This is a genomic window from Knoellia sp. 3-2P3 (genome assembly GCF_029223115.1).
Taxonomy (GTDB): Bacteria; Actinomycetota; Actinomycetes; order Actinomycetales; family Dermatophilaceae; genus Pedococcus_A.
In genome coordinates, this window is the sequence record NZ_JARGZE010000003.1 from 185,508 (window position 1) to 198,398 (window position 12,891).

Here is a 12,891-nt window from a genome sequence, read left to right on the forward strand (position 1 = left end):
GCGGACCGGGGCCCGGCCGCACGTGCGGCCGGGCCCCGGCAGGGGGAAGCTCGTGGGCGTCAGGGAGTGACGGCCTCGAGGGCGTCGACCATGCCTGCCCCGTAGAACCCGGTGCCCTTCGCGCCGCCCTCGCAGGTGGCGTCGGCGACCCCGTCGTCGGTGTAGTCGTAGACCTCGGGGCAGGCCAGGGTGTCGGCCTCCTGCTGCAGCGTCTTCACCGCCTGCTGGTTGTTCAGGCTGGTGTCGGCGCCGCGCACCAGCGCCACGACGCCGGCGGCGTGTGGGCCGGCCATCGACGTGCCCTGCTTGTAGCCCCAGGTGCCGCCCTTGGTGCTCGAGAGGATCGCGTCGGCGGGGTTGGACTTCGGCGCGTTCCAGTTCAGCCAGGCGTCGCCGCCGGGGGCGGTGACGTCGATGACGTTGTAGCCGTAGTTGGAGTAGTAGGCCTTCTCGGCGGTCGGGCCCACGGAGGAGACGGTCACGACGTTGTCGAGCTCGGCCGGCATGTCGTAGCACTTGTGGTTCGTGTAGCGGACCTCGGGCTCCTCACCGACGGGGTGGTTGTTGGGGCTGCCCGAGTCCGCGATCGGCTTGGAGAGGTCCCAGCGCGAGTTGCCGGAGGAGGCGACGTTGACGACGTCCTTCTTCTCCGAGTACTTCAGCGCCCGCTCGACGGCGGTGATGACCGCCTTCTCGTCCTCGTTGGCCTTGCACCACAGGTAGTACGGGTCGATGAAGTAGGAGTTGTTGGTGACCTCCATGCCCTTCTCGGCGGCCCAGATGAAGCCGCAGATGGCGTACTCCGGGTAGATGTAGCCGTCGTCGTCGACCACCTTGACGGCGGCCAGCTTGACGTTGGGAGCGACACCGACGATGCCGACGCCGTTGCGCGCTGCGGCGATCGTGCCCGCCACGTGCGTCCCGTGGTCGGAGCCGCTGCGGCCCCACGCGCTCGGTGCGGTGTTGGGCACGCCCTTGTCGACGCAGCTCACCGACTGCGACGGGTCGACGTTGGCGGCGAGGTCGGGGTGGTCGGCCTCGATGCCGGAGTCGAGGACGCCGACGGTGATGTCGCGGTTGCCGTCGGTCTTCAGGTGCGCCTTGTCGGCCTTGATCATCCGCATGTCCCACTGCTTGTCGTTCAGCGGTTCCGCGGTGTCGTCACCACCGGACGTGCCGGGACCGAGCCCGCTCACGGTGCCGGTGGCGGGCGCGGTCGGCGGCTGGAAGGCGTGCAGGGCGCGAGTGGGGCCGGCCGCGACGATGCCCGACTCGCCACGGGCGATGTCGTCGAACTCGTCGTCGGAGGCCTCGGCGATCACGACGCCGATCTGCGGCCACTCCATGGTGACGGTGCCGCCCGCGGCCTTGGTGGCGGCGACAGCCTTGTCGGTGCCGGTGCCGCCCTGGACGACGACGAACGAGGTCGGCGCGCCGAGCGGCTCGGCGACGGCCGGCGAGGCGGCGATGACGCCGGCGGTGCCGCAGGCCGCGGTCAGGGACAGTGCGATGAGCTTGTGGCCCAGGCGTGATGTCGAAGGGGTCAAGACGGTGTCCTCCTGGTCGTGGGGTCGCGCGGGTGCGCACCCCCTGTGGACCCTGACAAGTCGGACAAACCGGGGTCAATGGTCCGCGGTTCAAGAAAGCGTCAAGATCCACGGGGGGTGCGGACCGGCTCGCCACCGTCCGCATCGCGAGAACCTGGACCGCGCATTCGATAACCAGTGGTTATGTCGGTGATAATGCGGCGTGCGCATCTCTCGTTTCCCCAGCATCGTCGACGACGTCAACGTCCGCCTCATCGCCGGTGGCGTCCTCGTCGTGTCCGCCCTGGCGCTGGCGATCGGCCAGTGGTGGCTGTATGCCGTCCTCGCTGCCGAGTTCGTCCTCCGCGCCGGATGGGGTCCGTCGGCCAGCCCGCTGGCCCGGGGCATCCAGCGCTTCGTCCGTCCGCGAGTGGCGGCCGCGCCGCGCTACACGGCGGGGCCGCCGAAGCGGTTCGCCGCGAGCATCGGGGCGGTCATGACCGGCGCCGCAGCCATCCTCGGGCTCGTGGCCACCCTGACCGGGTCCTCGGCGGCCGGCACCGCGGTGCTCGTGATCGGCGTGGTCATGGTGCTCTTCCCCGCCCTCGAGGCCTTCTTCGGCTTCTGCGTCGGGTGCGTGCTGTTCGGCCTGCTCATGCGCACCGGGCTCGTGCCCGAGGAGATCTGCCTCGACTGCGCCGACCTGACCCGGCGCTCCTCCAGCACTGGGGCTCAGGCAGGCGCGTCCGCCTGAGCAGCCTGCGCCGGACCGGTCGCTGCGCGTCCGGTCAGCGGCGCCACACGATGACCGCCGCGCGGTCGTCGGTCTCGCCCGCCCGGGCTGAGACGCACATCCGCTCGGCCATGCCCTCGAACCCGCGGGTGATCATCCGTTCGGCGGTGCCGAGCATGCGGTCGATGCCGTCGCGCAGGTCGCGGGTGCGGGTCTCGATCACGCCGTCGGTGTAGAGCAGCAGCGCGTCACCGCGCTGAAGCATGCCGGTGGTGCGCGGGAAGCCGACCCCCTCGCTGACTCCGAGGACCGGTCCCTCCACGGCCTCGAGCATCTCCCAGCGGCCCGACCCGGCCGAGAAGCGGGCGACCGGCGGGTGACCCGCGGAGCCGATGCTGAAGGCACCGGTCTCGAGGTCGATGAAGGCGTGCGCCGCGGTCGCGAAGCCCTCGTCCCAGTGCTGGCGCATCAGGTAGGCGTTGGCTGCGGGTAGGAACCGGTCGACCGGCATGGAGCCCAGCAGGCCGCCGAAGGCGCCCGACAGCAGCAGCGACCGCGTCCCGGCGGCGACACCCTTGCCGGAGACGTCTACCAGGGCGATCTCCAGGCATCCGTCGGTCTTGCTCGTGACGACGAAGTCGCCCGAGAAGGAGTCGCCGTAGGCCGACAGCACGCACAGCTCGGCGCCCCAGTCCCGCGGGAGGTCGGGCAGCTCGCCCTGGGTGAGCAGCCGGTCCCGCAGGTCGACGAGCATGGTCTCGCCGAGGCTCCCCTGCACGCCGAGCCGGGCCCGGGAGGTGGCCACCGAGAACATGATGACCATCACCAGAAGCAGCACCACGAAGGCGTTGAGGTAGACGAGCGGGTCGCCCTCGCTGCGCTCGATGGCCGCCCACGCGGCGCAGACCACCAGGACCCCGTCGACGACCGCCAGGTGGCGCGGCCGCAGCAACAGGCCCGCCAGCACCGCGAAGGGGATGAACCCGGAGAAGGGCACGACGGTGGGCCACTGGTGCATCGCGATGGCGGTGAGCAGCGCGCCGACGCTGAGCACGGTCGCCGTGGCGGGCTGCACCGCCCGCGTCCAGATGGCGCTCGGGTGCGCGCGCAGGTAGCGCTGAAGGCGGATGGCCCGCCGGCGGCGGGCCATCACCTCGCTATGGACTTCCACGTCGTACGGCACCTCGCAACGGCCGGACCGCATCCGGGCAGGGGGTCGATGCGGGCCGGCGCTCAGCCCGCCGGCACAGCCTAGTGACTGGGCCCTGCTCCGCCACCGTCAATCCACAGAACCCGGCAGGGGCGGCAGGGCACCGGACTGCTCGTAGGCAGTCAGCATGTCGATCCGCCGCTGGTGGCGGGCATCTCCGGAGTACTCGGTGCCCAGGAAGGTCCGCACCATGGCCTTGGCCTCGTCACTGCTGTTCATCCGGGCGCCGATCGACAGCACGAGCGCGTTGTTGTGCTCACGGGCCAGCCGCGCCAGCTCCTCGTTGTAGCAGAGGGCAGCCCGGATGCCGGCGACCTTGTTGGCGGCCATCTGCTCGCCGTTGCCCGAGCCGCCGAGCACGATGCCGAGCGAGCCGGGGTCGGCGGCCACGCCCTCGGCCGCCCGCAGGCAGAAGACCGGGTAGTCGTCCAGCGCGTCGTAGTCGTGCGGGCCGTGGTTGGTCACCTCGTGCCCCTCCTCCTCGAGGAAGGCGACGAGCTCGTTGAGCAGCTCGTATGCGGCGTGGTCGCCGCCGATGTGGACGCGCATGGACGTTCTCCTCGTCAGTTCGGGCCTAGTCGAAGATCGGGCCTACCGTGCGGCTCCGCTTGAGCTCGAAGAACCCTTGCGTACCGGCCACCAGGACACAACCGTCCCAGAGCCTTCCGGCGTCCTCGCCCTTGGGGGCCGGGCTGACCACCGGCCCGAAGAAGGCGACCCCGTTGACGGCCACGACCGGGGTGCCCACCTCGTCGCCGACCAGGTCGATGGCGCGCTGGTGGCTGGCCCGCAGGAGGTCGTCGACCTCGTCGCTGCCGGCGAACCGCGCGAGGCCGGGGTCGATGCCCACCTCGTCGAGCGCCTCGGCGATCACCGCGTCGAAGTCCTTGTTGTCCTGCACGTGGATCCGGGTGCCCATCGCGTCATACAGCGGCTTGACGACCTTGTCGCCGTACTCGCGCGCGGCGGCGGTGATCACGCGGACCGGACCCCAGCCGCGCTCCATCAGCGAGCGGTACTCCTCGGGCAGGTCGCGCCCCTCGTTGAGGACGGACAGGCTCATGACCGACCAGGTGACGTCCACCGGGCGCACCTGCTCGACCTCGGTCATCCACCGCGAGGTCATCCAGGCCCAGGGGCACAGCGGGTCGAACCAGAACTCTGCAGCCGAGCGGGTGTGGAGGTTCGTGGAGTCACTCATAGCGCAACATTCTGCCATTCGCGGCGAATCGGGCCTCAACGGGCAGAGGGCCTCATGCCCTGCCGGGGCCGCTGACCGGCGTGCCATCATGGCCGCCATCCACGCCCAGACCACCAGGAGACTTCCCGTGCCCGGCAAGAACCTGACTCGCGACGAGGCCATCGCCCGCGCCGCGATCGTGAGTGTCGACCACTATGACGTCGCGCTCGACCTGACCACCTCCGAGAAGACGTTCCGGACCACCACCACGGTGACGTTCTCCAGCCCCGAGCCGGGCGCCTCCACCTTCATCGACCTCATCGCCGAGTCGGTCGAGTCCATCACCCTCAACGGAACCTCCCTCGACCCGTCCGAGCACTTCGACGGCGTGCGTGTGCAGGTGCCCGGCCTGGCCGAGCGCAACGAGCTCACCATCGACGCAACCGGCGTCTACATGAACACCGGCGAGGGCCTGCACCGCTTCGTCGACCCGGTCGACAACGAGGTCTACCTCTACTCGCAGTTCGAGGTCGCCGACTGCCGCCGCATGTTCGCCGTGTTCGAGCAGCCCGACCTCAAGGCGACCTACGCCTTCACGGTCACGGCGCCGAGCCACTGGGAGGTCGTCTCCAACTCCCCCACCCCCGAGCCGACGCCGGTGCGCGACGGCGTGGCCACCTGGGCGTTCGAGGCGACCCCGCCGATGTCCTGCTACATCACGGCGCTGGTCGCCGGCCCGTATGCCGTCGTGCGCGACGAGGTGGAGACCCGCAAGGGCACCGTGCCGCTGGGCATCTTCTGCCGCAAGTCGATGCTGCAGCACCTCGACGCCGACAACATCTTCGACTGCACCAAGCGGGGCTTCGCGTTCTTCGAGAACGAGTTCGACAGCGAGTACCCGTTCGCCAAGTACGACCAGCTGTTCACGCCGGAGTACAACATGGGCGCGATGGAGAACGCCGGCGCGGTCACCATCAACGAGATCTACGTCTTCCGCGCCAAGGTCACCGAGGCCATCATCGAGCGCCGTGCGCTGACGATCCTCCACGAGCTGGCCCACATGTGGTTCGGCAACCTCGTGACGATGAAGTGGTGGAACGACCTGTGGCTCAACGAGTCGTTCGCCGAGTGGGCGTCGACCACCTGCCAGGCCGAGGCCACCCAGTGGGAGACCGCCTGGACCACCTTCGGCACCTCCGAGAAGGCGTGGGCCTACCGGCAGGACCAGCTCTCCTCGACCCACCCGATCGTCGCCCCGATCCGCGACCTCGAGGACGTCGAGGTCAACTTCGACGGCATCACCTACGCCAAGGGCGCCTCCGTGCTCAAGCAGCTCGTCGCCTACGTCGGCCGTGAGCCGTTCGTCGCCGGCCTGCGCGCCTACTTCGCCAAGCACTCCTGGGGCAACACCACCCTGGCCGACCTGCTCGACGAGCTGGCCGCCACCTCGGGCCGCGACCTTGACACGTGGAGCAAGCTCTGGCTCGAGACCGCCGGCGTCAACACGCTGCGCCCCGAGGTGGAGGTCGACGACCAGGGCGTGATCACCTCGGCCCGGATCGTGCAGACGTATGCCGAGGGCTTCGAGACGCTGCGCCCGCACCGCCTCGCGGTGGGCCTGTATGCCGTCGAGGGTGATGCCCTGGTGCGCACCGACCGCCTCGAGCTGGACGTCGAAGGCGAGAGCACCGACGTGCCCGAGCTCGTCGGCAAGACGCAGCCCGACCTGCTGCTCGTCAACGACGACGACCTGGCCTACGCCAAGATCCGTCTCGACGAGCGTTCGCTCGCCACCGCGCTCGCCCACCCCCGCGGGTTCCAGGACAGCCTGCCGCGCGCCCTCGTCCTCGGCGCCGCCTGGGACATGACCCGCGACGCGGAGATGCCGGGCCGTGCGTTCGTCGACCTCGTGCTCGCGTCGCTCCCGGGCGAGACCGACTCGACCCTGCTGCGCACCCTGCTGGGCCAGCTGCAGACCACCGTGCTCCTGTACCTGGCGCCGGAGCACCGGGCCGAGACCCTGGCCGCCACGGTCGCCGCCCTCAAGGAGCTGGCGCTGCGGGCCGAGCCCGGCAGCGACGCCCAGCTCCAGCTGGTCACCGCGTATGCCGGCATGCTCACCTCCGCCGAGGACGCCGGCTACGTCCGTGGCCTGCTCGAGGGCACCGAGGTGCTCGACGGCCTGGCCATCGACACCGAGATGCGGTGGACGCTGCTGACCTCGATGGCGGCCGCCGGCGCAGCCGACGAGGCGCAGGTGCGCGCCGAGCGCGAGCGCGACAACACCTCGACCGGTCGCGAGCGCGAGGCCCGCGCGCTGGCGGCCCGCCCCACACCCGAGGCCAAGGCAGCGGCCTGGGCGGCCGGCGTGGAGTCCGACCAGCTGCCCAACAGCGTGCTCGACGCGACGAGCCTCGGCTTCGGCCGTGCGGTCGACCCGACGCTGCTGCTTCCGTACGTCGAGAACTACCACGCGATGCTGCTCGAGGTCTGGGACAGGCGCACGCACGCGATCGCCGAGTCGATCGTCCAGCAGTTCTACCCGGCCGCCCTGGCGAACCAGGAGCTGCTCGACGCAACCCAGGCCTGGCTCGACGCCCACCGCGACGCCCCCGCCGCGCTCGTGCGCCTGGTCTCGGAGAACCGCGACAGCATCGCCCGCGCGCTGCGGGCGCAGGAGCGCGACGCCCGGGGCTGACGCCGCACCGACCTTGTATGCCGGGGGCTCGCCTCCCACGGTCACGGGCCGCCTCAGGCGCGCCCCCGGCATACGAGGTCGTTGGCTCGCTGCCTCGAGCGGGCCATCGCGCGCCCCAGAGCGTGAGTCGGTTCACAGTGCCGTGCGCAGCGGGCGTGCCCGTTTCGAATCGGGCTGCCCGTCATGGGAACAATGGCCCGCATGACGTTGAGCTTGGTGCTGGACCAGTTCGTGGAGACCATCTCCGCGGTGACACCCGAGAGCGCGTGGGAGTGGTTCTCCGGCTGGCCCCTGATGGTGCTGGTGACCCTGCTCGCGGCCGTGGTGCTGCGGTGGCTGTTGAACCGCTCGATCGACCGGGTCGTCAACGTCACGCTGGCCAAGGCCGATGCCCGGCGGGAGAAGCAGGGCGGCCGTGCCAGCCGGGTGCTCAGCAACGCCACGGGCATCGCGCACGAGCGTCACCGCCAGCGCACCCTGACCATGGGGTCGCTGCTGCGCAACATCGTCACCATCGCCATCGCGATCCTCACGACCCTGACGATCCTGTCGACGGTCGGTGTCGACCTCGCCCCACTGCTCGCCACCGCCGGTGTCGGTGGTGTGGCCCTCGGCTTCGGCGCGCAGAGCCTCGTGAAGGACTTCCTCTCCGGGATCTTCATGATCCTCGAGGACCAGTACGGCGTCGGTGACATCGTCGACACCGGCGAGGCCATCGGCACCGTGGAGGAGGTCTCGCTGCGGGTGACGCGGCTGCGCGACCCCAGCGGCGTCGTCTGGTACGTCCGCAACGGCGAGATCATCCGGATCGGCAACAAGAGCCAGGGCTGGTCGACCGCGCTCGTCGACATCCCGGTCTCCTACGCAGAGAACCTCGAGAAGGTCATCCCGCTCATCCGCGAGGTCGTGCACCGCCTGGACGAGGAGCCGGCCTGGAAGGACATGCTCCTCGAGGAGCCGCAGGTGCTCGGTGTCGAGTCCGTCAGCGGTACGGCCGTCACGATCCGCGTGCTGGCCAAGACCGCCCCCGAGCAGCAGTACGGCGTCTCCCGCGAGATCCGCGAGCGCGTCAAGGCCGCCTTCGACGCGGCCGGGGTGCAGGGGCCGCCACTGACGCCGTTCGGACCTGCTGGGCGGTGAGTGAGAGACTGTCCCGGTGATTCCAGCGGGGCAGCAGCAGAGCTTCTACGACCAGGTCGGCGGGCACGAGACCTTCCGCAAGCTCGTCCACGAGTTCTACCGCGGGGTGGCCGGCGACCCCGACCTGCGGGCGCTCTACCCCGAGGAGGACCTCGGGCCCGCCGAGGACCGCCTGCGGATGTTCCTCGAGCAGTACTGGGGTGGCCCGACGACCTACTCCGAGCAACGGGGCCACCCGCGGCTGCGGATGCGGCACGTGCCCTTCAAGGTCACGCCGGCCCAGCGCGACCGGTGGCTGCTGCACATGATGGCCGCCGTCGACACCCTCGACCTCGCCCCGGCCGACGACCTGCTGCTGCGCGACTACCTCGAGCGGGCCGCCCACTCGCTCGTCAACGCCTTCGAGGACTGAACGCAACGACGGTCACGACAGTGTGAAATTTCTTGCTCGATTCGCAAGACTTTGCGAAATGAAGTTCACTCCGCGCGGCAACTCGTGGATCATGGTGGCCCGTGACCGACGTTCTCGACTCCCCCGCCCGCACCGCTGAGCTGCTGCACGCGCCGGACTCCCCCGACGCCGCGTGGTGGCGCAGCGCCGTCATCTACCAGATCTACCCGCGGTCCTGGGCCGACGGTAACGGCGACGGCATCGGCGACCTGCCCGGCGTGACCGCGCGACTGCCGTACCTCAAGGCGCTCGGCGTCGACGCGGTGTGGTTCTCGCCGTTCTACCGCTCCCCGCAGGCCGACGCCGGCTACGACGTGGCCGACTACCGCGACATCGACCCGCTCTTCGGCACCCTCGAGGACGCCGACGCCATGCTGGCCGCCGCCCGCGAGCTGGGCCTGAAGGTGATCGTCGACCTCGTGCCCAACCACTCCTCCGACGAGCACGAGTGGTTCCAGGCCGCGCTGGCCGCCGGCCCGGGCAGCCCCGAGCGCGAGCGCTACATGTTCCGCGACGGCCAGGGCGACGACGGCAGCGAGCCGCCGAACGACTGGCACTCGGTCTTCGGCGGGTCGGCGTGGACCCGCGTCGAGGACGGCCAGTGGTACCTCCACCTGTTCGACTCCAAGCAGCCCGACTTCAACTGGGAGCACCCCGAGGTGCGCGCCGAGTTCGAGTCGATCCTGCGCTTCTGGCTCGACCGCGGCGTCGACGGCTTCCGCGTCGACGTGGCGCACGGCCTCATCAAGGAGCAGGGCCTGCCGCACTGGAGCGCCGACCTGCACCTGCTCGACGAGGGCCGCCACGGCGCCGACTCCCCCAAGCCCCCGATGTGGGACCAGGACGGCGTCCACGAGATCTACCGCCGGTGGCGCGAGATCCTCAACTCCTACGGCCATCCCGATCGCATCCTGTGCGCCGAGGCGTGGGTGGAGCCGCAGGAGCGCGCGGTGATGTACGTCCGCAGCGACGAGATGCACCAGGCGTTCAACTTCGACTTCCTCGGCACCGCCTGGCGTGCCGACGACCTGCGCGCAGTCATCGCGTCGTCGCTCCAGGCCGCGGACTCCGTGGGCGCGCCGAGCACCTGGGTGCTGTCGAACCACGACGTGGTGCGCCACGCCTCGCGCCTCGGCCTGCCGGTCGGCAGCAAGCGCCCCAACGGCATCAGTGCCGCCGACCCGCAGCCCGAGCGCGAGCTCGGCCTGAAGCGCGCCCGCGCTGCGACCACCCTGATGCTCGGCCTGCCCGGCGGCGCCTACCTCTACCAGGGCGAGGAGCTCGGCCTGCCGGACTCCACCGACATGCCGCACGAGTACCGGCAGGACCCGGCCTTCCACCGCACCGGCGGCGAGGAGATCGGCCGGGACGGGTGCCGGGTGCCGATGCCGTGGCAGGGCGACGCCCCGTCCTTCGGCTTCGGCCCCTCGGAGAGCACCTGGCTGCCCCAGCCCGCGGTCTACGGCGAGTACGCGGTCGACCAGCAGGAGGGCGTTGCCGGGTCCACGCTCGAGCTCTACCGCCAGCTGCTCGCCACCCGTCGGCAGCGCTCGCTCGGCACCGGTGGGCTGCGCTTCGTCGAGGGCCTCGGTGACGCCGTGGTGGCCCTCGAGAACACCGGCGCCGGTGACGGCTCCACCCTGGTGCTGGCCAACCTCGGCGACGCGGCGGTGGCGCTGCCCGGGGGTGCCCGCGTGCTGGTCGCCTCCGGCCCGCTGGACGCCGACGGCCGCGTGCCCGCCGACACGGCGGTGTGGGCGGAGCTCTGACCCGCCCGCGCCACGCGGCGCACCGGGACCGGTGAGAGAAGTCGGCGGCTCCACGGCAGACTGAAGCCGTGAGAGCCGCCGACTTCCCGTATCTGGACGCGAGCACCCCGATCGGCCTCGCCCACCGCGGCGGCGCCCTGCACGCCGACAACCTCGACCTCGAGAACACCCTGGCCGCGTTCCGCACCGCGGTCCGGCTCGGCTACCGCTACCTCGAGACCGACGTGCACGCCACCGCCGACGGCCACCTGCTGGCCTTCCACGACACCCACCTCGACCGGGTCACCGACGCCTCCGGCGCCGTCGCCGACCTGCCGTATGCCGCGGTGCGCGAGGCCCGCATCAACGGCACCGAGGAGATCCCCCTCCTCGCCCACCTGCTCGAGGAGTTCCCCGACGCCCGGGTCAACATCGACGTCAAGGCCCCCGGTGCGGTCGAGCCGCTCGTGCGCACCATCCGCGAGCACGACGCGTTCGACCGGGTGTGCGTCGGGTCGTTCTCCGAGCGCCGGCTGCGCGCCGTCCGCCGCGCCCTCGGGCCCCGGCTGGCCACGGCCGCCGGGCAGGTCGGGGTGGCGGCACTCCGCTTCGGTCCTGCCGTGCTCACGCGGTGGCTGCGCACGCCGTCCCCGGTGCTGCAGATCCCGCCGCAGCACACGGTGGCGGGCCGTCGGGTCACCCTCGTGACCCGGAGCCTGGTGGATCGGGTGCACCGCCACGGCAAGCACCTGCACGTGTGGACCATCGACGACCCCGACGAGATGCACCGCCTCCTCGACCTCGGCGTCGACGGCATCGTCTCCGACCGCATCGACGTCCTGGCCGGGGTGCTCACCGAGCGCGGCGGCACGCTGGCCGGGTGAAACCACGGTCACGTCGGGCAGCCACAGGCCAGCGGGACCAAAGACCGGACGTCAGGGGAATCTGCGAAAATCCCTGCGCGCCTCCGTGACATCACCGTAACCTCCATGTCATCGACGGCCCCTGACCCCGGCCGCATCCTTACTCGTGGCGCTGCTCTGGACCGCACGGTGGCCCTGCCTCTACCCGGTGATTCCCACGTGGAGCAGCGCATGATCAACACGACCACGACCCCTCTCACCGCCGACCTGACGGACCTGGCGAGCGCGTCGGTACGCGAGCTCCTCGGCATGCTGACGCACATCGAGGACCGCCTGCGCTCGACGCCGTTCCTCGTCTCGGACGGCGAGGCCATGGTGGTCAACCCCGAGGTGGCGCCGCTGCTGTCGCGGCAGCGGTCGGTCGTGGCCCAGCTGCGCACCCGGCGGGCGACGTGGCGCGGGGGTCCCGGCCCAGCCGCTCGGGCGGGCGGGGCGACCCTCGCCGCGTCCAGGTCGGCCTCGGCGTCGTGGCCGCGCCCGCCCTGGACGTAGGAGCACAGCCCGGGTTTCGGGCGCCTACGGACGCAGCCCCTCGGAGACCACCTGCTGGGCCACCGTGCGGAGGACGAGGTTGCGGTCGCGCGCGTAGCGCCGGATCCGGGCGAACGCCTCGTCGACGGTGATGCCCTCGGCGGCGGCCACCATGCCCTTGGCCTGCTCGATGACCACCCGGCTGTCCAACGCGGTCTGCAGCTGCTCGGCGAGCTGCTCCTGCTGGCGCAGCTTCGAGGCGTTGACGAGGTAGCCGGTCGCCATGTCGGCGAGGGCGGCGGCGGCGGCCACGTCCTCCTCGGGCCACTCCCGGGGCTCGCCGGCATACAGGCTCAGGGCGCCGACGCTCCACTCCCCCAGCCGCATGGGCACCGCGGCCACCGCGCGCAGGCCGAGCCGCTCCGCCGCCTCGGGTACGCCTTCCCAGCCGGGCACCTGCTCACGCAGGTCCGTCACCGTGACCGCCGTGCCGGTGCGGTGGGCGTCCCAGGTCGGACCGGCCTCCAGCTGCTCCTGCAGCCGCTCGAGGTCGGCCACCGCGTTGGGCAGCGCGCTCGCCAGGGTGAGGTGGCCGTCGACCGCGAGCGCCACCCCGCTGCCGGTGAGGCTGAGCACCGCGGTCACCCGGTCGGTGAGCTCCTCGAGCATCGTCTGCGTGTCGTAGGGCGTCAGCAGGGTGTGCGTGAAGGCGGAGAGCGTCTGGACGAACAGGGGGTGGTCGTACACCGCCTCGCCACCTCCTCACCCAGGTGCGGGGCCTCGCCCCGAGAGGAGCAGTATCGCGCAGGCG

Annotated in this window: 12 protein-coding genes; 7 read left to right on the forward strand and 5 right to left on the reverse strand. The window is 71.3% G+C overall.

Translation table 11 applies throughout. The features are described 5' to 3' along the window. Positions 1-59: 59 nt before the first annotated feature. Entirely contained in the window at positions 60-1,547 is a 1,488-nt protein-coding gene (locus tag P0Y31_RS11050) for a S8 family serine peptidase (protein ID WP_275869312.1), read from the reverse strand. 202 nt (positions 1,548-1,749) lie between these two features. On the opposite strand from P0Y31_RS11050, the gene P0Y31_RS11055 reads away from it, so the two are divergent. Beyond that, the gene (locus P0Y31_RS11055; RefSeq protein WP_275869314.1) at positions 1,750-2,280 is read left to right on the forward strand and encodes a DUF4395 domain-containing protein; all 531 of its coding nucleotides are present in this window, start codon (positions 1,750-1,752) and stop codon (positions 2,278-2,280) included. A gap of 34 nt (positions 2,281-2,314) precedes the next feature. On the opposite strand, the gene P0Y31_RS11060 is transcribed toward P0Y31_RS11055, so the two are convergent. The 3 genes from P0Y31_RS11060 to P0Y31_RS11070 all read right to left on the reverse strand — a co-directional run bounded on the left by P0Y31_RS11060 (position 2,315) and on the right by P0Y31_RS11070 (position 4,670). Next, positions 2,315-3,430 carry a PP2C family protein-serine/threonine phosphatase gene (locus P0Y31_RS11060; protein WP_275869316.1) on the reverse strand — a complete coding sequence of 372 codons (1,116 nt, stop codon included), beginning with the start codon at positions 3,428-3,430 and terminating at the stop codon, positions 2,315-2,317. A gap of 108 nt (positions 3,431-3,538) precedes the next feature. After that, entirely contained in the window at positions 3,539-4,018 is a 480-nt protein-coding gene (locus P0Y31_RS11065; protein WP_275869317.1) for a ribose-5-phosphate isomerase, read from the reverse strand. A 25-nt stretch (positions 4,019-4,043) separates the two neighbouring features. After that, positions 4,044-4,670, reverse strand: a complete 627-nt coding sequence (locus tag P0Y31_RS11070) for a DsbA family protein (RefSeq protein WP_275869319.1) — start codon at positions 4,668-4,670, stop codon at positions 4,044-4,046. A 127-nt stretch (positions 4,671-4,797) separates the two neighbouring features. Here P0Y31_RS11070 and pepN point away from each other — a divergent pair, with 127 nt between their 5' ends. The 6 genes from pepN (at position 4,798) to P0Y31_RS11100 (ending at position 12,101) form a co-directional block, all read left to right on the forward strand. Further along, a complete protein-coding gene (gene pepN, locus P0Y31_RS11075; protein WP_275869321.1) occupies positions 4,798-7,347 on the forward strand; it encodes an aminopeptidase N in 2,550 nt (849 codons plus the stop codon). 201 nt (positions 7,348-7,548) lie between these two features. Continuing rightward, on the forward strand, positions 7,549-8,487 hold the full coding sequence (locus tag P0Y31_RS11080; RefSeq protein ID WP_275809109.1) for a mechanosensitive ion channel family protein: 939 nt from the start codon (positions 7,549-7,551) through the stop codon (positions 8,485-8,487). 16 nt (positions 8,488-8,503) lie between these two features. Then, a complete protein-coding gene (locus tag P0Y31_RS11085) occupies positions 8,504-8,899 on the forward strand; it encodes a globin (RefSeq protein ID WP_275869324.1) in 396 nt (131 codons plus the stop codon). Positions 8,900-9,000: 101 nt separating this feature from the next. Beyond that, positions 9,001-10,707 carry a glycoside hydrolase family 13 protein gene (locus P0Y31_RS11090; RefSeq protein WP_275869326.1) on the forward strand — a complete coding sequence of 569 codons (1,707 nt, stop codon included), beginning with the start codon at positions 9,001-9,003 and terminating at the stop codon, positions 10,705-10,707. A 68-nt stretch (positions 10,708-10,775) separates the two neighbouring features. Then, on the forward strand, positions 10,776-11,570 hold the full coding sequence (locus P0Y31_RS11095; RefSeq protein WP_275869329.1) for a glycerophosphodiester phosphodiesterase: 795 nt from the start codon (positions 10,776-10,778) through the stop codon (positions 11,568-11,570). Positions 11,571-11,780: 210 nt separating this feature from the next. Beyond that, positions 11,781-12,101: a hypothetical protein gene (locus P0Y31_RS11100; RefSeq protein WP_275869331.1), complete on the forward strand. Its 321-nt coding sequence runs from the start codon at positions 11,781-11,783 to the stop codon at positions 12,099-12,101. 24 nt (positions 12,102-12,125) lie between these two features. Here P0Y31_RS11100 and P0Y31_RS11105 read toward each other — a convergent pair whose 3' ends face one another. Continuing rightward, entirely contained in the window at positions 12,126-12,827 is a 702-nt protein-coding gene (locus P0Y31_RS11105; RefSeq protein WP_275809123.1) for a GAF and ANTAR domain-containing protein, read from the reverse strand. Positions 12,828-12,891: the final 64 nt, after the last annotated feature.